We start from the raw sequence: 21,253 nt of genomic DNA, 5'->3' as shown, positions 1-21,253 counted from the left end.
TTACTCCTTGGCCCCATCTTCATGAGCGCCTGAGTGCGACGAAGATTTTTTCGCGCCTTCATGGTGCCCCTGGACTGCATTGTTTGGTTTGCTGTAGTAGCTCATATCACCGTGATCTTTCATAAATCGCATAATGATGGTATGAAACAGATTGTCTTCTACGTCAGCAAAATAGGTCACTGGATGACGCTCTGTGGGTTTCGCCAGCGCGTTGTACTGAGCCATATCAAGCTCACCACCTTGCTGCTTAACCTTTTCAACCCAGGCGTCGAAGTCACCTTCAGTCGGCGTAGCAATAGCATCAAATTCCATTCCGGTGAAACCTGACCCACTGTAGTTCGCTGAGATACCCATAAATGTACCTGGCTCATCTGCGATTAAGTGCAATTTGGTTTCCATACCCGCCATAGAATAAATCTGGCTGCCTAACTGCGGAATGAAAAATGAATTCATTGTGCCTTCAGAAGTGATTTTGAAAGCCACAGGTTTGTCTGCGGGAAAAACCAATTCGTTAACGGTAGCAATGCCTTGTTCAGGATAAATGAACAACCACTTCCAGTTTAAAGAAACCACTTCCACAGTCATGTGTTCACCCTTGCCTTCAAGCGGCTTATAAGGGTCAAGAGCGTGTGTCGATTTCCACGTAATAACACCCAATACAATGATGATCAGGACTGGAATAGACCAGACCGCAGCTTCAATCTTTGTCGAGTGAGCCCATTTGGGCGTGTAGACTTCAAAATCCCGGCTCGCACGGTACTTCCAGGCGAAATAGAGGGTCAACACGATAACCGGAATAACAACAATGAGCATAAGAAGTGTACAGATAATAATCAGCCACTTTTCTTCTACACCCACCTGTCCTTTCGGATCGAGAACCCCGCCACTACAACCTGCTAGTGTCAGTACGATGGCGGTAAGAGCAATTTTACTAAGGTTACGAATAAGCAAAGGAATTTTCCTACAACCCAGAGGTTTACTATCCTGCCGTTCCGCATGCAGAACGACGCTCAGATTTCAGGGACACCCAAGGTAGTCCCGATATTTTAAGTCGGTCGATATAACACCTGGTTTGTCATTAACATTGTTCTGTAAACAACAAACCCACTTGCTTTATCAGCCGGGACTTAAAGGGGGAGCGCGCGAGCCATGTGTAAGTTGTTCACGATGACTAGCGGCAAAAAATTGGAGCGTAAGTCGCGTTTGGCGAAGAATAACACCCGCGCGTCGGGCCGGTGTACGCTGAAACAGGCGAGTAAGTAACGAAGATTTTAACGAGCCGCACATCACAGAGTAGGCCACAAGAAGACCTAACAGGGCGACGGTAACCGGGCCAATGACCGGGTTTTCAATAATTGCAGAAACTACCTCAGTAGAGTCAGCTAGCGACCCGCAAAGAATCAGAACAATATTTAATGACGCAATGAATAGCGTCATACCGAAGCTACGACAAACCCAATGCACACACGTTCCCGCGTTTTGCTCTAGCAAAACACTGGCCTTAGCGAATGTGATTGAAGGTAATAGCGACATGGTATCCTAATTCTCATTTAAGTATTTGGTGGCGAAAAATTCATCATCAGAATATTTGCCGCAGAAGGATAGCAAAATAGATGACTAAGGGAAATGAGATTTAGCGATGAAAGCGTCAACATAATGTACATTTGTGTAAATATAATGTTAACAGTAAATTAAGTGTATGATTAGATTTGATTATTTATAAATTAAGATTAGTTAACCAATTAGTCATGTTCGGCGTTTTAAGACTTTTTTGCTATTTTGACAGAAACTATTACGCAGTTAAGACGTTAACAGGCTGCAACACCACAATTTCATCTGTTTAAAGAACAATCAATAATAACTGGTTGTTTAAAGCTACGTAGTAAAGGCCGGCTTTGATAAGGTTCATAAAGCCAGCCTGTTGGTCTATTTTTCGAGAATACGCACTTCGCGTTGCGGATAAGGAATCTGGATATCGTTGGCCCGAAGGGTTTCAAATACAATTAACAGCAAGTCACCCCCCACACGGTTTTTGCCGTCATCAATACCTTCCATCCAGAATTCTACAAATACATTGACACCCGAGTCGCCGAAACTGTCAATTTCGCAATCGGGGCGCTCTTCAATAGGGATGTCATCGCCGCTTAATACCTGTGGGTGCTCGGCGACCGCCGCTTTTATAATCTCGACCATGGCACGGATGTCGGTTTGATACGCAACTGAAAAATCGATGCGGTAACGCTGTTTAGGATCTTTGTGTGTCCAGTTAACCAGTAGTGTGCTGATAAACTTTTCATTGGGAACTAAGATATCCTTGCCGTCATAGGTTTCAAGTACGGCGTAGCGCATTTTAAATTCGCGCACAAAACCTTTCGCACCATCCTCCAGCTCAACATAGTCGCCCACCGTTAGTGACCTGTCGAGCAGTATAATTATACCTGAGATAAAGTTTGATGCGATGGTCTGTAGCCCCAAACCAAGCCCTACACCTAACGCACCGCCAAATACGGCTAAGGCAGTAAGGTTGATGCCCATAACGTTTAGCAGCAGTAACACAATAATGCAGAACAGCGTTACCTCGTAAAGCTTTGCAAAGACTTCTTTAGTGGTAATATCCAGGTCGCGTCGGTTACGGATAATATCCTGACCCATAGTATTTGAGGTGCGCCCCATCCAAAACAGCAATACACCAAATACCAGTACCCGAGACACCCCGTATGCAGAAACATCAACATTACCCACCGACACCGAAATAGTCTCGAGCGTCTTTACGATCGCAGGTAGCATGCCGATAAGGTGAGCAAACACAATGGGTAAACCCACATAGCGCATAAACAGAGCTACCGCCCGGCTACGTACAAATCCATTAATGCAGGAATTTAAAAACAACAGCACAGCAATCATCAAAGCTACCTTCAGTAGCCACGGATTAAGCTGAAACTGTGTTCCTAATGTGGTCGATAGCTTTAATAAAATTATGGTCAGAAGTGGAAAAAGAGTACGACCCAGCTGATACCCGAACCATTTAACAGTATGGGTTTGGCTAGTCGGGGGGTGATTCATAAAAGGAATCTGACGGCGTAGCCCCCGCGCGGCGACCCACCCCACAAGATAAAGCGTGGCAATGATAATTAGCTGTAATAAAAAGGCGGGGCTGGTAAGAGCCTCCTGTAATTTACCTAATGCTTCTTGCCAAGCCAGGTTTAGGGTGTCGAACGACAACATGCTAAAAGTGCCTATTCCAGAGTGAAAAAAAATATTCAGACAGGCTTTGTAGCGTGAACCAGCCTTAAAATAAAGGACTAATCTTTATTTGCAGACCAGTAAAGGCCCAAAAATGGCACAAAGAATTTTTAATCTGACGCATTTGGCTGGATGATATCAGCCAGAGCTGCGCTTTGCGTGCTTCAAATAGTAAGACTTGCCAGGCAAATAAAAAGCAAAGGCCTGTTTTTCGCGTAAGCAACGTTGGCCATCGAAGGGTGTTGCATACAAGCTGCCATGGCTATTATACAAAAGTTTAGTAGGCTAAAGTGTAGTGGAGAAAGCTGTAATTAGTTTATATGCTTTTGTTTCTTAACAGGGAAACGGAGCCCACTATGAATTTCAATTTTCCTGACTCTTCGACCATGGGGCAGGCCTCCATGTGGGATGGTCTTTCTCAATTTTGCGCTGCGCAGCAATTGGTTATTAAAGAAGTGTCTAATTACCGCGAAGCAGGGCCTATTCGGGCCACTTTGGAAAATGGCGCTACGCTATGGTGCGAGGCCAATTCGTTAAATGAAGTTATGGTGTATTTATACATGGGTGGACAAGAACAGCTTTATCAAATGATGTTTGCAGCCAAAGAGTGGCGCATTAAAAATTTTTAGTAAAATAGATTGCTGATTTTAAAAAGCCTTACCAGCAATTGATAAGGCCCTTTTTTAAAAGCAGATTTTTATTTTTGATTACCCAGAACTTCATTAACCTTTTCACGCCATTCATTGGTATCGATAATACGCAATAACGTAGTGTTAAACTGTTCACGACGAGGGCTGTCTTCAGGCAACGCCAGGGCATAGTCCTGTCGGTCAATCACGTTGGGCAATACCTGAATTTTATCTTCAAAATTCTGGTTGATACGATATTCAAGAATCGGCTTGTCGTAGACCAGGGCATCCATATCGCCCTTCGCCATCGCAGCAAGCCCTTCATCAATCGTTGCTACCGTTTTGTAATCAATTGAGCGGCTCTCTAAAAAGTCGGCGCTGGCAGAGTTCGCTAATGTTGATACACGAACACCGGGTAAGTCATCGACCCCTTGCACCTGGGTTTCTAGCTGGCTGACGGTCAAACTTGTTGCGATTGCAGCTGTAAAGCTACTGATGATTATTATGGCAGCGAACATCCAGATAAAGCCAACGACACGGCCCGCTGCTGTTACCGGTGCTTTATCTCCATAGCCAACAGTTGTCATAGTGACCGCGGCCCACCAAAAGCCAGAGCCAATGCCTTTAGAGGTAGAGCCCCCAAACTGTTCTTTATTGCCATGGCGCTCTACCAGCCACATTATCAAACCAACCACAAAAAGAAGTAAACAAAGCCCACCTAACGCGGCCAGAAATTCCCATGAAAAGAAATTTGAAATAGCTGACATCAGCCTGCTTTCATCTTTAGGTACCGCAATAGCCAGGCCGGTAGTATAAAACGGGTGGGTAAAGTCGACTTTAGTTTCACGTTCAGCGTTTACGGTTATCGCGGCAATTGACGCGTCATACTTTCCTTCTTGCAGACCTTCAAGCATGCCGTTAAGGTCGGTTTCTTCGTAACGGTATGTAATATCAAGCTCTTCAGCCACTTGTTCGAACAAATAAATACTGATGCCTTCAAACTCACCTTCTGCATTTTTCATAACAAAAGGTGGTGCTTCTTTTGTGGCAATCACCATTTCGGCACTGTTATTTTGCGCCATAACAGTTGCCGACCATAAGGTGCAAAACAACAGTCCAAGTGTGAGCAAACGCTGCATAGTATTATCCTTTTTTATTTTTAGCATAACAATTACCTATCAGTGGCTTGCTACGACCTTGGTACTAAATTTGTTCAGCTTTATGTTACAAGTTGTGACATATCCACAAAGAACAAAAAACAGGCTGGTGTATATGACGAAAGCCTGATACTATAATGCTCGCCTTTAGAAGGTTCTATTTCAATTTGATAAATGCTTCTTTACGTTAGTTTCTTGTTAGTCCCCCTCGTGCGATTCACATTTAGACGTCTACCGATAAAAGCCTACTGCAAAACAGATAGCCCTTCAGTGCAAACTGGATGCCTGGTTGCATCCACTATTTAATTAATCTCTTTAGGAATTATCTATGTCTACCACAGGTACAGTAAAATGGTTTGACGAAACCAAAGGTTTTGGTTTCATTACTCAAGCAGACGGCGGTAAAGATGTCTTTGTACATTTTCGCGCAATCAAATCTGAAGGTTTCCGTACGTTGACCGAAGGTCAGGAAGTACAGTTTACCGTAGAACAAGGCAATAAGGGTCCTCAGGCAGCCGACGTGGTTGTACTGTAAACCCATGCTTGTTGGTTACAGGCACTCATAGTGCCTGTAACGGTTATGTTTCTATAACTCCCTTCTTTTTTTGCTCATCTATTTTTGCCATTCGAGGTATTATGTCGTTTTCCCAGTTGGGTTTGTCAGCCCCGCTTCAACAAGCTATTGAAAAACAGGGCTATAGCACGCCGTCTCCCATTCAGGAGCAAGCTATTCCTGCTATTTTGTCAGGACAGGATGTTCTGGCCGCTGCGCAGACCGGAACTGGCAAAACCGCAGGGTTTGCCTTACCTCTTTTACATCGTTTGGAGCACGGCAAACCAGCCTCACCCAACAATGTACGGGCACTTATTTTAACCCCAACACGTGAACTTGCAGCTCAGGTAGAGCAAAGCGTTCGCGAGTACAGCGAATTTATGCCGCTTAAAACCGCCGTGGTTTTTGGTGGGGTAGGGATTAATCCCCAAATGAAGCGCCTTCGTGCAGGGGTGGATGTATTAATTGCTACTCCAGGCCGTTTGCTGGATTTGTATCAGCAAAATGCAGTTAAATTCAGCGATTTAGAAGTGCTGGTATTAGATGAAGCCGATCGCATGTTAGACATGGGCTTTATTCACGATATCAAGCGAATTTTGAAGTTGTTGCCTGCCAAGCGTCAAACCTTGCTGTTCTCAGCCACGTTCGCGGGTTCTGTTACTGAGCTGGCTGAGTCGATTACCCGACAGCCGGTTAAGCTATCGACCGCCCCTGCGAACACCACGGTTGAAAAAATCGATCAGCGTTTGGTGCCGGTAGATAAAAACCGAAAAATTGCGGCGCTTATCTCAATGGCAAAACAACAGAGCTGGGAACAGGCACTGGTTTTTAGTCGGACCAAACACGGTGCTAACCGCATTGCCAAAAAGTTAGAGTCAGCGGGTATTTCCAGTGCGGCCATCCATGGCAATAAAAGCCAGGGTGCTCGGACTAAAGCGTTGGCCGCTTTTAAAGACGGTACGATAAAAATTCTGGTAGCAACGGATATCGCCGCCCGGGGGCTGGATATTAGCCAGTTGCCGATTGTGGTGAACCTGGATTTGCCTAACACTGCCGCCGATTACGTTCACCGTATCGGGCGTACCGGACGGGCGGGTGCCTCAGGCCAGGCATGGTCTCTGGTAAGCGCCGATGAATATGACCAGCTTAAAGACATTGAAACCTTGATTCAGCAATTGCTGCCTCGTGAAACCTTAAAGGGCTTCGAGCCTCAGCTGAGCTTGCGTGAGACAACGTTGTCAGCGCCTAAGAAGCCAGCTAAACCGAAAAAGCCTAAAGCTAATTCGGCCGGTCGTCGCGATGGTACCCGTGGACAAAACGACGGCCGCAGTCAGAATAATGGCCCGGCGCGTCGCCGTCAGGCAAAACCCCGGCGTCAGACCGAACAGGCATAACACCCACCAGCGTGTAGGCCAGTGATACTAAAAACCCGCTTGCTCTTTACGAGCCAGCGGGTTTTTTTATTTCTGTCTCATGGCTTTAAAGAAGCCGGCCCGGTATTCATCAAACGGTGGAGCTAAATTTTTTACTAATAGAACAACAGCGGATGCGGCATAACAGAATCAGGCATTTGCATCTTTGGCCTCGACTCGTCCTCTGGATACAAGGTGTTCACAGTAAGACGCGGCTCTGACACGTATGCCGTGGGCCCCATTGCGCCTACTGTCTGGCTCACACTGTAAAAGCTCTGCAATTTTCCCTCAATCTCCAGCTCGGTCTTAAAGCTGGCCATGGGTTCTAATTTTGCCGCGCGTAGCGCCCAGTCGGCCGGCACCCCCCGGCACTGTGATAAACGGTGCAAAAGCGCAGCTATGGTGGGATCAGGGCGCAGCAGATTTTCTTGCTGAAGGTTCATGAGTATTAATGCCAACGCATCCTGCATAGCCTTACTATGGTGGTGGTGTAATTCAAACAAAAACTCAAAATGATTCACGGCACTTTGAAGCGCCTGACGCCCCACGATTGGCGTATAGAAATGTACCCAGCCCTTATTGACCATTAATATTTTTCCCGCCTCGTTTATCAGCACCGACGGGTAGGGATCTAAAGCTCGCAAAGTTAGCTTCATGGCCTTGCGCAACCAGCTCAATCGGGAGGCATGAAAGTCGGTTTGGGCCGGCTTGGCCATAAACCCGGCGGCAATTAACAGATGGCTGGTGTCCCGCTCTTTAAGCTTTAGAAATGCCGCTATTTTTTCGACCATGTCAAAGCTTGGATGTACATGGCCGTTTTCCAGACGGCTGATATGCCGGGCCGATGAATTAATGGCATAGGCCAGCTCTTCCTGGCTTAAATCAAATACTTTGCGCCAGAATTTTAACAGGCGGCTAAAGGCCTGCTGCGCGGGCAGGCCGGCCTGTTCAGATAATAATGAAGACATAATTTTAGAACATATCGCTTCTTATTGATGACAAGGCAATATGGCCTCGAAAAGTATGACCTGTAAGGTCATGTTACTTCGAGCTTATCACAGGAACAATAGTGTTAAGTAAAGTTACCAGACGCCACCGCTTGCCGGTTTTTATTATTCAGAGGATTTCATGGCTGCATCAATCTTAAATGAACGCGATTTGCATTTTATGCTGTACGAATTGTTTGACGCTCAGGAATTAAGCAGTCGCGAACGCTTTAGCGATCATAATCAGGAAACCTTTGAGGCGGCCATGCAGACCGCAAAAAGTGTGGCAGAACGTTATTTGTTACCTATCAGACAAAAGACCGATCTGCAAAAGCCCGAATTTGATGGAAAAAAAGCGCATCTTATTCCTGAAATTAAAACCGCGGTTCAGGCAGTTATCGACTCGGGCCTGGCGGCTGCCACTGCTGACTTTGAACATGGTGGTATGCAGCTGCCCTCACTGGTGGCCTGCGCCGTAAGTGCGCATCTTACCGCTTCGGGTATGAGCGTGATGGGTTACACCACTTTGACAAATGCGAATGCAAACTTGATTCAGGCTCATGGTACGGCTGAACAAATTCAAAAGTGGGTCACGCCCATGCGTGAAGGACGCTTTACCGGCACTATGGCTATGACCGAGCCTGGCGCCGGCTCTGGCTTGGCCGACCTTATTACTAAAGCCGTCAAACAGCCTGATGGCAGCTACCGAATCACGGGCAGCAAAATTTATATCTCGGGCGGCGATCACGATTTAAGTGACAATATTGTGCATCTAGTACTAGCCCGCATTCAGGGCGCGGCCAAAGGTATAAAAGGTATTTCGCTGTTTATTGTACCCAAGCTGATGGTAAATGATGATGGCAGAGTGGGCGAGCCTAACGATGTGGCCCTCACCGGTTTGTTTCACAAGATGGGCGGGCATGCTATTACTTCTACCGCACTTACTTTCGGTGAAAAGGGCGGCGCAGTGGGGTATTTGGTGGGTGAAGAAAACATGGGTCTGACCTATATGTTTCATATGATGAACGAAGCTCGTTTGTTTGTGGGCATGGGGGCGACGGTAATGGCACTAGCCGGCTATCAGTATTCATTAAACTATGCCAAAGAACGTCCGCAAGGTCGGTTGCTCAGTGAAAAGAACCCAGAGTCTGCACCAGTCAATATTATTGAACACAGCGATGTGAAACGTATGTTGTTGGCGCAAAAAGCCTATGCTGAAGGATCGTTGGCGTTATGTCTGTTTGGTGCCCGGCTGCATGATGATGAAAAAACCGCGCCCACTGCTGAAGAACGAAAAGCAGGGCATACGTTGCTGGACTTTTTAACCCCCATTATCAAAACCTGGCCTTCAGAATATGGTTTAAAAGCCAATCATTACGCTATTCAGGTGTTAGGCGGGGCGGGCTATACCAATGAGCATCCGGTAGAGATGTTTTACCGCGAAAACCGGTTAAATCCGATCCATGAAGGCACCACCGGAATCCAGTCTATGGACTTGTTGGGTCGCAAAGTACCCATGAATGATTTTGCCGGTTATAAGGCATGTTTGGGTGCCATGCAGCGCACCGTTAGCCAGGCCGTAAAGCAACCGGCACTAAGTGAATTCGCGACCGCTTTAGGCGAGGCAATAAGTACCCTCGACAGCACTACCAAAAAGGTGCTGACGGCGACCCGTTCAACCAACATTGATGCCGCATTTTCGAATTCAGTGAAGTATCTGGATATGTTTGGACACGTGGTGATTGCCTGGATGTGGCTTAAACAGGGGATGGTTGCAAATCAGGCCATAACTGATAAGCCAAATCAAAGCGACAGCGAACAGAATTTTTATCGAGGCAAATTGCATACTATGCAGTTTTTCTTTCGCAGTGAGCTGCCTGAAATTAAACACTGGGCTGCGCTTATTAGCCAGCTGGATACGACGAACGCCGATATGCAAAGCGAATGGTTTTAACTAACGGTTATAGAGCGTAACGCAATGTGCATCGCAATACAGGAAGCCTGAAAAAATGCAAATCGTAACTCATCAACAAATGTTAGACAGCATTGGTCATAGCCTGCCGCCTACCGACTGGTTCTGCGTCACCCAACAGCAAATAGACCGTTTTGCCGACTGTACTCATGATCATCAGTTTATTCATGTGGATGAAGAGAAAGCCCGGCAAACGCCTTTTGGTACCACTATCGCCCATGGTTTTTTAACCCTTTCGATGCTCTCGTATTTTGCAGAGTCATTTAGTTTGCAGGTAGAGGGTGCCGTTATGGGCATTAACTATGGCTTTGACAAAGTGCGGTTTTTAGCTCCGGTTACCCAGGGCAGCCGAATTCGGGGTATAGCCCGGATAAAAGAGGTGGACGATACCAAGTCAGGGCAATACAAGGTGACGTACGATGTCACCATAGAGATTGAAAACAGCGCCAAGCCGGCGCTTAAAGCCGAGTGGATAGGTTTGCAGCTAATAAAAAAATAACAGCACAGGCTGACAACAGATTAAATTAAAACGTAAATAATGAAGGGCATACAATGACAATTTCATTTGAAAATCAAGTGGCTATTGTAACCGGCGCGGGAAATGGTCTGGGCAAGTCTCATGCACTTGAGCTGGCAAAACGCGGGGCCAAAGTGGTGGTGAACGACTTTGGAGGGGCGCGCGATGGCAGTGGCGGTTCATCGGCGGCTGCGCAACAAGTGGTGAAAGAAATTGAACAAGCCGGGGGACAAGCCATTGCTCACGGCGCAAACGTGGCCGATATGGCACAGGTACAGGATATGGTAACGACCACATTAGACAAGTGGGGGCGTATTGATGTGTTAATTAACAATGCCGGTATTCTGCGCGATAAGTCATTTGCTAAAATGGCCATGGACGATTTTAAAGCGGTATTTGATGTACATGTAATGGGTACGGTTAACTGCACCAAAGCAGTGTGGGAAACCATGCAAAGCCAAAATTATGGACGTATTATGATGACCACTTCATCAAGTGGCCTGTACGGTAATTTTGGACAGACAAATTATGGTGCTGCAAAAATGGCCGTTATCGGGTTTATGAACACGCTGGTATTAGAAGGGGCCAAGCATGATATCCGTGTAAATGCGCTGGCGCCTACTGCAGGCACTCGCATGACCGAAGACTTACTGCCCCCCGATATTTATAGCATGCTGACCACCGAATCGGTGACTGCCGGCGCGCTAACACTGTGTCACGAAGATGCGCCAAACCGTATGATTTTATGCGCCGGAGTGGGAGGATATTCTTGCGCGCGGATTGTGGAAACCCAAGGCGTTTTTTTACCGGCGCAAGACCAAAGCCCTGAAACCGTGGAAGCTAATTTCAGCAGTATTACCGATCCCGCCAGACAGCAAGAGCTTGAAAACGGAGCGAAACAAGGTGAGAAATTTTTAAAGCTGGCCATGGCACATGTCAAAGCAAGTCAGTAGGCGTTTTATTAAAATTTGCTTGTTGAGTATAAGGGGGCACCATTTAGTCTTAGGCGTTTTGGAAACCTACGCAGCGCGTTTGTTTTGGCGATGATTCCAATTCATGCGGTCGCCATGTCTCTTTTTATATCCGGTTTGACGACTATTTATCCGTTCGTTTGGTACAGAACCAATCTTTTTTGTTCAATCAGGCTTATAAAAATAGGTTACAACAAACGCGAGGACCAAGCATGTTAGGAAAATCATATCTGGTAGTAGCAAATCAAACTGAAGCAAAACTTTTTATTGAACAAGAAGGAGCCAGCAAGCTCAAGCCGGTAGTGGTTCTGATGAACGACGATGGTCGTGACTCTGACAGTGATTTAGTCACTGATCGCCCAGGGGCTAAATCGGCGCCAGGCGGTAACGTACCGGGTGTGGACAGCATGAGTCGCAAAGATGCCACCGATATTGAGGCAAACCGGTTCGCTGGCACCATTGCAGACTGGCTCGATAAGCGCCGCTGCGAAGAAAAGGTTTATCATATTGATATTATAGCTGAAGCGGGCTTTTTAGGTCGGTTACGTAATAAGATGAATAAACAGGTTAGCGAGCTGGTGGGCTATACCATCAACAAAGATGTGGTTCGCGAAGACGAAGGGGTTTGGATTAATTACCTGAAAGACGCCGGTCGCGGTTCTGAAGTAAAATAAGCGGCACAACAGCGCATCTGGCGGCCTGTCTCGAACCAACGGGTTCTTTGAACGCCGTTGGGTGCGTGTTTAAATTCTGCCAAAGCACGTGTCACCACATCACATAAATCCTTCTGCCGGGCCAACAAATAGCGATTAAGACCGTTGATGATGTTTAGGCTTTTCGGTTATATCTACCAGAAGTTTACCTATCGAGCCAAGCAGCATAAAAAAAGCCCCTCCAATAAACAGCCAGACCCCTGTAACCTTGTACGCTTCAAACGCAGGTAAAAACAAAATACTGCCTGCAAAAAAGGCAACATTGCCAAACAAGCCGAGTGATAAATGAATCCAGCCATAATCATTCACTATTAACTTTAACAGAGGCGGCATATCTATTCTTCCAACTGGTAATCATGGCGGTTCGCCCTAAATAGCATCATTATAAAATCTCTCTTCACCAAAGCAAACGGCGCTTGGATTTAAATCATAAGATACCTGATAGTCTGGACGTGAGTGTTAGGTATATTAGATTTGATTAAATGTAGTGAAGATAAATCAATATACGTTTCGGCTTATTCCCTTTTTAAACGATTTCATGCTAAGCCATTCGTGGTTAGACCGAGTAAGTCTAAGATGCAGTAACTTCATAAATATAAGTCTATTCTTATGTGTTCAACACGTAATGAGTTCTTTAATAACATGCCGCTGTTTGCCTGGTTATTGCCGTTTTGGGCCCATTGGATTTATACCCAAGAGGATACAACAATGAAAAAACTGGTTCGTAATGCTTCAGCGGTTGCCTTACTTCTATATTTTGGTTTAACAACAATAAGTGTGATGGCTGACGATCATAAAGATAAGGGCGCCGATAAAGAAATGCTGGCCGAAATGTGGATAATGGTGCCTAAAGAAGGAAAACAAGAGGCCCTTGAACAGGCGTTAAAGGAACACGTTAAGTTTAGAAAATCGAAAAATGATCCTCGTGAATGGCATGCGTATGTGCCGGTTTTAGGAAATAAGCTGAATCGACTGGCGGTCAGAGCGAATCAGTTTACCTGGGCCGACATGGACAGCCATGACGAGTGGGCGACAAAAGAGGGGATTAGCGAAAACTGGCAGCAAACGGCTGATCAATATGTTGATCACTATCACCATTACCTGGCCGTTGAAGATCACGAAAATAGCCATTGGGGTCCTGATGTAGAGTATAAATACGTGGGAGTGACCAGTTATCAGCCTAAATTGGGTCACGGTAGTGCTATTTCAGACGATCTTAAAACTATGGCAGACGCTGCTCGTGCTGAAAAGTGGCCCTACAATTGGGCGTTTTCGTGGGCGGTAGGTGGAGAAGGCGAACTAAACCTGGCAGTGCCTTATAAAAACTGGGCAGAGATGGCGCCCCCGGAACAAAAATTTATGGAAATTCTGGCCTCGCACATGGGCAGTGAAGATGAAGCAAAAACATTAATGGAACGCTGGGCAGGGCACTTCGAAAAAATTGAACACAATATTTGGGAGCGGCGAAGCGACCTTACCGAATAGCTAAATACGAGAATTGGCAAAATGCTCTTCTACTTTGTATCTCAGTAAGAGCATTTTTTTTGGCCGGGTGTTTTTTAAAACGCCACCAGAATCATCTGACTTTCTCTTTTTTATGTATCAATAGTGGTAAATCTCACTTCAACCGGAATTTCAAATGTTTGTAGATGTTGCGACGCTGGATATGATTGTTCGCGGATTGCTGCTTACGGCACTAGCGATGTGCTGGGTGGTCATCCTGGTAAGAATAAATGGGCTTCGCTCATTTTCTAAAATGACAAACTTTGATTTTGTTATGACCATTGCGTTGGGTTCACTGCTGGCCGGAGCCAGTCAGTCGACCAGCTGGAGCGAATTTTTTCAATCAGCGATAGCTATGGCGGCGCTATTTGCGGTGCAATTTGGGGCTGCGCGGTTGCGGCGTTCTTCAAACACGATTGAATCCATAATGCAAAATACACCGGTTATATTAATGCGAGACGGCGAAATACTTGAAGATGCATTAAGACAAACAAGGGTGGCTCGTAGCGATTTGATCGCTAAGCTACGAGAAGCCAATGTTTTAGATTTTTCGCAAGTGAGAGCCGTTATTTTAGAAACCACCGGTGATATTTCTGTTTTGCACGGCGATAAATGTTCTCAGGAAGTATTACAAGGCACGACGTATATTGACAGATAAAAGGCGGTTTATGTAAAACAGGCCGATTGTGGTTCGGCCTGTTTTATCATTTCGCAATATCATTTCGCGATTAATCAGTTTTTTAAAACTGGTAAGTTGCACCCACATTAACGGTAGTACCCAACCCTTTTACCCGGTACCCTCCGTAGGTATAAGCCTGGGCCCGGGCCGGAAAATAATCTTCATTCAGCAGATTTTGTATTCCAAAAAAGCCCTGCCAACGAGAGGTAAATGCGTAATTTCCGCTCAGGTTGATTACGTTGTAGCTGCTTACCGGAGCTTGGTCGGTGCTATAAATACCTTCGTTATCTGCATCGAAACGATCACGACTGCCCACATACAGATACTCCAGGGTTAAATTTGCCTCATCGGTAGGTCGCCAATTGGCAATGAATGTAGCCTTAGGTGGGTTAATAGTACGTCCGCCAAGGTAAACATCGTTCTGCGTATCTTTACCTTCAACATAGCTGTAGGTGGCACTCATATCTACAGTGGAAGAGACCCGATAATTTACAACCCCCTCGTAGCCCCAGATTTCCTGTGGTGCCCGCACAGGTAAATAGATGCCGGTGGTGGGATCAAAGCGGGTAGAAGTGCCTAACTCTGACGTACTCCGGTAAGCGGCCATCTCAAGGCGGATGGCCGGTGATATTTGTGAGGTAAAGCCAATCTCGTAATTGTCGATAATAGACGCTTCGGTGCGTACATCAGTAATGTCGGTCACGGTTGCCGAGCGCAGAAGGCGCCCGGTGTCCGAAATATCAGCCCCTTGTGAATAACTAATAAACGGATGAAAAAACGGCGTGAACTGATATTTTACCGCCACGTTGTAGGTGGTGGCATCGTAGTCAAGTTCACCGCCCGTTACGGCTACCGGCACCGAGCACTGATCTGCTTGCCGGCACAAACGCAAAGTATCGTAATCATCAACCTCCAGGGTAATATGTTCTCGACGCGCACCTGCTTTTATAATCAGATCATCATTGTAAACCCATTTAGATTGTACAAAACCGGCCACATTGGTCATGTCCATCTCGGGCACCCAAATCCGGCCATCAACAAGAGGCTGCGACGTTACATCGTTAAGTGCATCTAAACCATAAATGAAGGTGGCTTCAATATTGTTGAAGTCGAGCTGGCTGTTGAAGGTGGCGCGTAGTCCTTCTTTTTCTGATTTGATAACCGACTGTCCGCCACTGTAGCCGTCCTGTGGATTAGCCAGGTTGGGAGAAAAGAAAAACACATTTTCAATACTTTGATTGTAATAATCTAAGGTAACCTGTGTATTGGCAAAAATATTCAGGTCGGTGTATTTCACCATAAGGTTGGTGTTGCCATCAGGACCTTGAGGTTCCCCGCTTTTTTGCAGAGCCGGGGGCACATGAATGGCTACATCTTTAGTGCCATCGAAGGTATCGCCCAGGTCTGTTTTTTGCTGCGAGCGATAAAAATTGTAACTTACCTGCAATTGCTTATCAGCATCAAAGTTGTAGCCAAGTTTGGCAAAATAGTTTTGGGTAATAGCGTCAGACAACCCGTACTGAAGCCCTAAAATGTCACCTTGCGCATCGCGCTGTACGCCATATTCTTCGTAACTGGCAGTCAGCAAATAATGCCATTTATCAGCACGTCCATTAATAGCAGCCTCTAGTCGATGCCCTGCGCTTTCATCAGGTTGTACTGCACTAAAGCGACTTGATACAGAGACTTCACCTTCAAGTCCATCACTGGCTCGGGGGGTACGGGTAATATAGTTGATAATACCGCCTGCAGCGCCATTACCAAAAATCGAGGTGGCCCCTTTAATAACCTCAATACGCTCTATGGCGCTGGGATCAAGTGTTTTAACGCCCAAAGAGCCGTTTCGAAGGGGCGTAGACTGCGGTACGCCGTCAATCATGATAAGCGGAGCACGGCCGCGCAGGGTCTGGCCTGTGTTACTCGAGCTGCCGGTATCAGGCCCCATGCCGGGAACATACATAGCCAACAAACTTTGCAGTTCGGGGGTAACTTTAAGATGATCATGAATGTCTTGTTTTGTAATAACCGTAACAGAAGCTGGAACTTCATCAATGCTTTCTACCACCCGGCTGCCAGAAATTATAATTCGTTCCATATCGTCGGGCTGTTCGGGGTTGGCAAGGGCCGAGCCAGAAGCAAGACTAAGTGATACCCAAAGGCTGGCACGGCTTACTGAAAACTTCATTGCTATTATTTTCCTTGAAAGTTCAAAACACTTACAAGGTTAATGTAAAAGAGAATGATTATCAATTGCGTTTTATCTGCACTGAGTTTTTTTCCCATTTTTGCGTTTAAGCCAGAAATACACGCCGGATATCACAAAAAAACAGGGCGATAATGCAATAATCAGCCACAGGGCTTCAACTACAGGTCCGGCAAAACCCCCGATATGAAACTTATATTTAAAATTCCACACCTGTGTTGCCGTCGATGCGATTGACGCGTCGTAAGTTTGCAAAACATTCCCGCTGTAGGGGTTTACCCAAACCCAACTATACGCATGACTTTCGCCAGGCATTTGAACTCTGAGTTTTAATGCATCGCTGTGGGAGGCGGGCAAATAGATTCTAAACAAGGAAGCCTGAGGTAACGCCTGAAGCCCGTTGGCTACCGCTTTATCAATATTCATTCTAAGACCGGGGGTGAGTTCTGACACTGTGGGGCGGCTTTCAATTTGCCCTGGAGACAATACATTGACGATGGCAGCAGTGGGCGTTTTCCAGTTAAAACCAATGCCAGCAAAAGCAATAAGTAACAAGGGTAAGAACAGAAAAACACCAACGACAGTATGCAATTGATATAACAAAATTTTAGGCTTAGCACGGGTGTTTATTTTAAGTCGTTTCAACCGTTTTTTAGGTTTTATCCATAAATAAAATCCAATCAGCACCTCGACGATAAACAGCAAGGCTACAAGGCTGACCCAATTGCGTAATGTTGTATTGTTATCAGCATCCCGGTACAGCAACCAGCGATGCAGCGACATAGTGAACCCATACAAATGTTCATCAAAAGCATAAGTTAGCAAAATATCGCCGGTATAAGGATTTACACTGGCGTACTCACCATTTTCTAAGCGCAACTGCCACGCCCAGTCGGGATGTTCTGGCTCAGTGCTTACCGTAGTGGCGGTTTGCCCGGCAGCGGTTTCTACTTTTTTAAGTAAGTCGGCTATCGGTAGCGTTGAAGGTTGTTCGGCTACGGTCCAGTAATGAGGGTTGATCAGCGCCTGAATGTCTTTGGCATAAATTAAAATGGCCCCGGTAATACTCAAAATCACAACAAACACCCCCGTACTTAATGCAATCCATAAGTGCATTTTTCGAAGCCAGTTCTTAGCAAAGCTATTGTTTTTCATAGTGTCCGTGTTTTTTATCAAGGCGGGTTTGGCGAATAGGTACGATTATACATAGTCTAAACACAAATAATAACCGTTCGCATTAATTGTGTAATTCAAAGCCCACATTAATGGCGGATTATTATGTGTTCAGCCCGGGGATGCTAAAGAGTATGAAAAAGCTGAAATAAAAATAAACGCAATAGAATAAAACGGCTCATTAGGGTAAGCAGAATAATTAAAAAATGCGTATTCAGTTACTTCAGATTGAACTTTCGCAGAGTATGTTGGTACCAACTTGAACAGGCGTTCACGATGTATTAGTGAATCTTACTGGCCAGCACAGAGCAAATCGTGTTGCCAGAGTACTTTTATAGCAACCAATAGAGGGTCTTATGAATAATACAGCCAAAATGGAAACACTCGACACTCAGTATACGATGATTGAAGGTCATCGCATCGCGTATAAAGAGATGGGAGAAGGACAGCCATTACTTCTGTTGCACGGTATTCCTACTAATAAAATGTTGTGGACCCACGTGATGCCTGAGTTGGCAAAACAGTATCGGGTTATTGCGCCAGATATGCTTAATTATGGTGAGTCAGATATGCCGGAGAATGCCGATGTATCTATTAACGCCCAAACCCGCATTATGGTTAAATTAATGGATGCGCTTGGTATTGATAGCGCTGATGTTGTTTCGCACGATATCGGAGGCGGCATTGGTCAGTTATTAGCGGTAAATCATGGGCAGCGTGTACGTCGGCAAGTGCTTATAGATAGTGTGTGTTTTGATTCATGGCCCATTCCCGAATTTGAAGAAATGCTTGAGCCTGGTGTGGAAGAGTCGACCAGTGTCGAAGAATTTATCAGCACAATGCGCGGATTTATGCCCAATGGGGTGTATGACGACGATGTGGTTACCGAAGAAATGGCCGATCGTTATCTTAATCAGTGGAACAGCGAAAAAGGAAAAGCCGCATTTTTCCGTAATATGCGCAGATTGAACAAAGAGTACACCCAGGCCATCGCAGATGAGCTCAAAAATATAGAGAATAAAACGCTTGTATTATGGGCCGACAAAGATAATTTTCAGAAGCCAAAGTACGCGCCGATGCTAGCCGATGCGATTCCCGGAGCCAAGCTGGTCTGGATTGAAAATGCCGGACACTGGGTGACAGACGAAAAACCCGAGGCAGTCACAAAGCATATTCTGGAATTTCTTAAACGCTAGCCAATAAACTGTTTTCTGAGTTTAAAAATCATTAAGAAGCCGGGCCATCCGGCTTCTTTTAATAACATCACATGTGCCTGCGTCAGAACAAACACCCACGACTTCTTCTGCCTATTTTTGTTCCTACCTGTATGCCACGGTAATTATCGAACTATTTACCAGCCATACCCTTATTTACGGGACTTTTTTTACGGGACCTTTTTTACGCGGCCTTTGCTAACGATGTCTTTGGTTACGGCAAAATGAAATAGGGTTCTTTTATTTACAGTACTAAGTACAGGCTCATTTATTTACAAAAAAGGCTAAAGTGGTAACACCGTATTGAGCTGTAACACTCAAATGGCAAAATCCAGAGCGAGAAAACGATGTTTCGATTGTACCCGATAACTGCCTCTTTATTAGCCGGAGTTACACTTTGGTGCTGGGGCCTGGATATTGCGCGTGGCAGTTATACCGACCACGCATTGCTGTACCTTAGCGTACTAGTACTCGCCGGAATATTTTTTCGCTCTAAATTAGTCGTAGGTAATCATGAAGTACGTGTGACCACGCCATTTATGCATCAATACACTCTGAAGATAGACAATAAACAAAAGTGGTATATTGGAAGTACTTATTTAACAGTCACCAAGACATCCGGACAGGCCATCAAGATTCGTTTTGAACGGGGCCGGGCGCAGTTTATAAAGCAAAAGCTGAGCGCGCTTCCCGCCATATCGCAGCAATAAAATGTAGCTATCCTTCATCAAAATCTGGCAAGCGGTTCCCGCGAATATTATAAATAGTCAATGGTATGACTTTTTAGTCTGATCGCTCTCTGGCCTCCGGTTTTATCGTTATTTCGTTTCAAATATGTCCTTCTGCTTTGTTGCCTATGGCTTATTTCATCTAATACACCTAAAAACAGGTAACCCGGCCTGAGGCAGATGCGCTGCTTTACTTTCTATTAGGTAGCCGAGCTGGCTACAGCTTACAACATCCAATAGACAAAATTGTTTCAATTTGATTAAAGGATGCATTAAGGTGCACGATGCTTAAAAACCAATGGATTTTTTAATGAGCTCAAATGCGTCTTCTTCACTGCTTCAGCGCTATATGAATGGCAATATTGTGCTGCAAATTATTATAGGTCTCACCTGCGGTATCGTACTGGCAGTTTTGGCGCCCGAGGCAGCCCGTGCTGCTGGGTTACTTGGCGAAATTTTTGTTAAAGCGTTGAAAGCCATTGCCCCTCTATTGGTTTTCATTTTGGTTATGGCTTCCATTGCTAATCACAGAAAAAGTCAGCAAACCCATATAAAACCCGTTCTTATGCTGTATCTGGTAGGCACACTCGTGGCCTCAACTACGGCCGTTATCTTCAGCTTTTTGTTTCCCACAGAGCTTAGCCTGGTTTCAGCTCAGGTCAGTCAAAAAGCGCCAGAGGGCGTGGGTGAAGTTTTAAACACATTACTGTTTAATATGGTGGACAATCCGGTAAATGCGCTGACTAGCGCTAACTATATCGGGTTATTAACCTGGGCGGTGGGGCTAGGGTTTGGTCTGCGCCACGGCTCACAAACCACTAAAAATGTTCTGCAAAATATGGCTGACAGCGTTACCTTTGTGGTCGGCATTGTGGTGCGTATGGCGCCAATCGGTATTTTTGGTTTAGTAGCCAGTACGGTGGCTAACACGGGCTTTGATGCTCTGTTAGGTTATTCGCATTTGTTAATAGTGCTTATTGGCGTCATGTTGTTTATTGCACTTATAACCAATCCTTTATTGGTTTATGTGACAACGCGACAAAATCCGTACCCGTTGGTGTTTAAATGTCTGAAAGAAAGCGGCATCACCGCGTTTTTCACCCGTAGCTCCGCGGCCAATATTCCCGTAAATATGCGCTTGTGCGAGCGTTTAAATCTTGATGAAGATACCTATTCGGTTTCTATACCACTAGGCGCAACAATCAATATGGGCGGCGCGGCAATAACGATTACCGTGCTAACCCTGGCGGCAGTGCATACCCTGGGTATTCCGGTAGACTTTGCTTCAGCCATACTATTGAGCTTAATTGCGGCGGTGTCTGCGTGCGGAAGTTCTGGCGTTGCCGCAGGCTCGCTGTTGCTTATCCCGTTAGCGTGCAGTCTGTTTAATATCCCCAACGACATTGCCATGCAGGTGGTGGCAGTGGGCTTTATTCTGGGTGTGGTTCAGGACTCTGCAGAAACAGCGTTAAACAGCTCTACAGATGTTTTGTTTACCGCGGCAGCGTGTCGCCGCGCGTCAAAATAAACCGTATAAAATTAACCCTCCTGAATGGTTAAAACAGTCACTTAGCTCAATACGAGTTGTGACTGGTTTGGC

Annotated in this window: 20 protein-coding genes; 12 read left to right on the top strand and 8 right to left on the bottom strand. The window is 45.7% G+C overall.

Annotation, left to right across the window (positions count from 1 at the left end; translation table 11 throughout):
• From cyoA to JK130_RS14440, 3 genes are all read right to left on the bottom strand, one after another.
• Entirely contained in the window at window positions 1–951 is a 951-nt protein-coding gene (cyoA, locus tag JK130_RS14450; RefSeq protein WP_218355035.1) for a ubiquinol oxidase subunit II, read from the bottom strand.
• Between the two features lie 165 nt (window positions 952–1,116).
• On the bottom strand, window positions 1,117–1,533 hold the full coding sequence (locus JK130_RS14445) for a hypothetical protein (protein WP_218355034.1): 417 nt from the start codon (window positions 1,531–1,533) through the stop codon (window positions 1,117–1,119).
• A gap of 393 nt (window positions 1,534–1,926) precedes the next feature.
• A complete protein-coding gene (locus JK130_RS14440; RefSeq protein ID WP_425514618.1) occupies window positions 1,927–3,063 on the bottom strand; it encodes a mechanosensitive ion channel family protein in 1,137 nt (378 codons plus the stop codon).
• Window positions 3,064–3,599: 536 nt separating this feature from the next.
• Here JK130_RS14440 and JK130_RS14435 point away from each other — a divergent pair.
• Window positions 3,600–3,872: a hypothetical protein gene (locus JK130_RS14435; RefSeq protein WP_218355033.1), complete on the top strand. Its 273-nt coding sequence runs from the start codon at window positions 3,600–3,602 to the stop codon at window positions 3,870–3,872.
• 68 nt (window positions 3,873–3,940) lie between these two features.
• Here JK130_RS14435 and JK130_RS14430 read toward each other — a convergent pair whose 3' ends face one another.
• The gene (locus tag JK130_RS14430; RefSeq protein WP_218355032.1) at window positions 3,941–5,011 is read right to left on the bottom strand and encodes a transporter substrate-binding domain-containing protein; all 1,071 of its coding nucleotides are present in this window, start codon (window positions 5,009–5,011) and stop codon (window positions 3,941–3,943) included.
• 346 nt (window positions 5,012–5,357) lie between these two features.
• Between JK130_RS14430 and cspE the strand changes: the two genes are divergently transcribed.
• Complete coding sequence (gene cspE, locus JK130_RS14425; protein WP_218355031.1) at window positions 5,358–5,564, top strand: transcription antiterminator/RNA stability regulator CspE; 207 nt, start codon at window positions 5,358–5,360, stop codon at window positions 5,562–5,564.
• A gap of 101 nt (window positions 5,565–5,665) precedes the next feature.
• Window positions 5,666–6,976, top strand: coding sequence for a DEAD/DEAH box helicase (locus JK130_RS14420; RefSeq protein ID WP_218355030.1), 1,311 nt, complete (start codon window positions 5,666–5,668; stop codon window positions 6,974–6,976).
• Between the two features lie 134 nt (window positions 6,977–7,110).
• On the opposite strand, the gene JK130_RS14415 is transcribed toward JK130_RS14420, so the two are convergent.
• Window positions 7,111–7,962, bottom strand: a complete 852-nt coding sequence (locus tag JK130_RS14415) for a helix-turn-helix domain-containing protein (RefSeq protein ID WP_218355029.1) — start codon at window positions 7,960–7,962, stop codon at window positions 7,111–7,113.
• 160 nt (window positions 7,963–8,122) lie between these two features.
• Here JK130_RS14415 and JK130_RS14410 point away from each other — a divergent pair, with 160 nt between their 5' ends.
• The 4 genes from JK130_RS14410 to JK130_RS14395 all read left to right on the top strand — a co-directional run bounded on the left by JK130_RS14410 (window position 8,123) and on the right by JK130_RS14395 (window position 12,114).
• Window positions 8,123–9,934, top strand: a complete 1,812-nt coding sequence (locus JK130_RS14410; RefSeq protein ID WP_218355028.1) for an acyl-CoA dehydrogenase — start codon at window positions 8,123–8,125, stop codon at window positions 9,932–9,934.
• A gap of 55 nt (window positions 9,935–9,989) precedes the next feature.
• Window positions 9,990–10,451, top strand: a complete 462-nt coding sequence (locus JK130_RS14405) for a MaoC family dehydratase (RefSeq protein WP_218355027.1) — start codon at window positions 9,990–9,992, stop codon at window positions 10,449–10,451.
• A gap of 53 nt (window positions 10,452–10,504) precedes the next feature.
• A complete protein-coding gene (locus JK130_RS14400) occupies window positions 10,505–11,422 on the top strand; it encodes an SDR family NAD(P)-dependent oxidoreductase (protein ID WP_218355026.1) in 918 nt (305 codons plus the stop codon).
• Between the two features lie 230 nt (window positions 11,423–11,652).
• Window positions 11,653–12,114: a host attachment protein gene (locus JK130_RS14395; protein WP_218355025.1), complete on the top strand. Its 462-nt coding sequence runs from the start codon at window positions 11,653–11,655 to the stop codon at window positions 12,112–12,114.
• Between the two features lie 135 nt (window positions 12,115–12,249).
• Here the strand turns inward: JK130_RS14395 and JK130_RS14390 are convergent, their stop codons facing one another.
• The gene (locus JK130_RS14390) at window positions 12,250–12,486 is read right to left on the bottom strand and encodes a YrhK family protein (protein ID WP_218355024.1); all 237 of its coding nucleotides are present in this window, start codon (window positions 12,484–12,486) and stop codon (window positions 12,250–12,252) included.
• Between the two features lie 375 nt (window positions 12,487–12,861).
• On the opposite strand from JK130_RS14390, the gene JK130_RS14385 reads away from it, so the two are divergent.
• Together JK130_RS14385 and JK130_RS14380 are read left to right on the top strand one after the other, a co-directional pair.
• Complete coding sequence (locus JK130_RS14385; protein ID WP_218355023.1) at window positions 12,862–13,638, top strand: hypothetical protein; 777 nt, start codon at window positions 12,862–12,864, stop codon at window positions 13,636–13,638.
• Between the two features lie 154 nt (window positions 13,639–13,792).
• On the top strand, window positions 13,793–14,314 hold the full coding sequence (locus JK130_RS14380; protein ID WP_218355022.1) for a DUF421 domain-containing protein: 522 nt from the start codon (window positions 13,793–13,795) through the stop codon (window positions 14,312–14,314).
• Window positions 14,315–14,396: 82 nt separating this feature from the next.
• Here JK130_RS14380 and JK130_RS14375 read toward each other — a convergent pair whose 3' ends face one another.
• Window positions 14,397–16,520 (bottom strand): TonB-dependent receptor, encoded by a 2,124-nt coding sequence (locus tag JK130_RS14375; protein WP_218355021.1) that lies wholly within the window; start codon window positions 16,518–16,520, stop codon window positions 14,397–14,399.
• Window positions 16,521–16,592: 72 nt separating this feature from the next.
• The gene (locus tag JK130_RS14370) at window positions 16,593–17,693 is read right to left on the bottom strand and encodes a PepSY-associated TM helix domain-containing protein (RefSeq protein ID WP_218355020.1); all 1,101 of its coding nucleotides are present in this window, start codon (window positions 17,691–17,693) and stop codon (window positions 16,593–16,595) included.
• 374 nt (window positions 17,694–18,067) lie between these two features.
• Here JK130_RS14370 and JK130_RS14365 point away from each other — a divergent pair, with 374 nt between their 5' ends.
• From JK130_RS14365 to sstT, 3 genes are all read left to right on the top strand, one after another.
• Window positions 18,068–18,907, top strand: a complete 840-nt coding sequence (locus tag JK130_RS14365) for an alpha/beta fold hydrolase (RefSeq protein WP_246587818.1) — start codon at window positions 18,068–18,070, stop codon at window positions 18,905–18,907.
• A 365-nt stretch (window positions 18,908–19,272) separates the two neighbouring features.
• Entirely contained in the window at window positions 19,273–19,635 is a 363-nt protein-coding gene (locus JK130_RS14360; RefSeq protein WP_218355019.1) for a hypothetical protein, read from the top strand.
• A 328-nt stretch (window positions 19,636–19,963) separates the two neighbouring features.
• On the top strand, window positions 19,964–21,181 hold the full coding sequence (gene sstT / locus JK130_RS14355) for a serine/threonine transporter SstT (protein WP_218355018.1): 1,218 nt from the start codon (window positions 19,964–19,966) through the stop codon (window positions 21,179–21,181).
• Window positions 21,182–21,253: the final 72 nt, after the last annotated feature.

This window comes from Alteromonas lipotrueiana (assembly GCF_019249245.1).
GTDB lineage: Bacteria > Pseudomonadota > Gammaproteobacteria > Enterobacterales > Alteromonadaceae > Alteromonas > Alteromonas lipotrueiana.
The sequence above is the reverse complement of the archived record's forward strand: the minus strand, read 5'-3'. Positions and strand labels throughout refer to the sequence as shown.

Excerpts from the sequence above, each read along its gene's own strand:
- JK130_RS14390 (WP_218355024.1), bottom strand. The coding sequence starts at position 12,486 with ATGCCGCCTCTGTTAAAGTTAATAGTGAATGATTATGGCTGGATTCAT.
- JK130_RS14430 (WP_218355032.1), bottom strand. The coding sequence starts at position 5,011 with ATGCAGCGTTTGCTCACACTTGGACTGTTGTTTTGCACCTTATGGTCG.
- JK130_RS14375 (WP_218355021.1), bottom strand. The coding sequence starts at position 16,520 with ATGAAGTTTTCAGTAAGCCGTGCCAGCCTTTGGGTATCACTTAGTCTT.
- JK130_RS14400 (WP_218355026.1), top strand. The coding sequence starts at position 10,505 with ATGACAATTTCATTTGAAAATCAAGTGGCTATTGTAACCGGCGCGGGA.
- cspE (WP_218355031.1), top strand. The coding sequence starts at position 5,358 with ATGTCTACCACAGGTACAGTAAAATGGTTTGACGAAACCAAAGGTTTT.
- JK130_RS14420 (WP_218355030.1), top strand. The coding sequence starts at position 5,666 with ATGTCGTTTTCCCAGTTGGGTTTGTCAGCCCCGCTTCAACAAGCTATT.
- JK130_RS14385 (WP_218355023.1), top strand. The coding sequence starts at position 12,862 with ATGAAAAAACTGGTTCGTAATGCTTCAGCGGTTGCCTTACTTCTATAT.
- JK130_RS14415 (WP_218355029.1), bottom strand. The coding sequence starts at position 7,962 with ATGTCTTCATTATTATCTGAACAGGCCGGCCTGCCCGCGCAGCAGGCC.
- JK130_RS14370 (WP_218355020.1), bottom strand. The coding sequence starts at position 17,693 with ATGAAAAACAATAGCTTTGCTAAGAACTGGCTTCGAAAAATGCACTTA.
- JK130_RS14405 (WP_218355027.1), top strand. The coding sequence starts at position 9,990 with ATGCAAATCGTAACTCATCAACAAATGTTAGACAGCATTGGTCATAGC.
- JK130_RS14365 (WP_246587818.1), top strand. The coding sequence starts at position 18,068 with ATGAATAATACAGCCAAAATGGAAACACTCGACACTCAGTATACGATG.
- JK130_RS14395 (WP_218355025.1), top strand. The coding sequence starts at position 11,653 with ATGTTAGGAAAATCATATCTGGTAGTAGCAAATCAAACTGAAGCAAAA.
- sstT (WP_218355018.1), top strand. The coding sequence starts at position 19,964 with ATGAGCTCAAATGCGTCTTCTTCACTGCTTCAGCGCTATATGAATGGC.
- JK130_RS14435 (WP_218355033.1), top strand. The coding sequence starts at position 3,600 with ATGAATTTCAATTTTCCTGACTCTTCGACCATGGGGCAGGCCTCCATG.
- JK130_RS14380 (WP_218355022.1), top strand. The coding sequence starts at position 13,793 with ATGTTTGTAGATGTTGCGACGCTGGATATGATTGTTCGCGGATTGCTG.
- JK130_RS14410 (WP_218355028.1), top strand. The coding sequence starts at position 8,123 with ATGGCTGCATCAATCTTAAATGAACGCGATTTGCATTTTATGCTGTAC.
- JK130_RS14360 (WP_218355019.1), top strand. The coding sequence starts at position 19,273 with ATGTTTCGATTGTACCCGATAACTGCCTCTTTATTAGCCGGAGTTACA.
- JK130_RS14445 (WP_218355034.1), bottom strand. The coding sequence starts at position 1,533 with ATGTCGCTATTACCTTCAATCACATTCGCTAAGGCCAGTGTTTTGCTA.
- JK130_RS14440 (WP_425514618.1), bottom strand. The coding sequence starts at position 3,063 with ATGAATCACCCCCCGACTAGCCAAACCCATACTGTTAAATGGTTCGGG.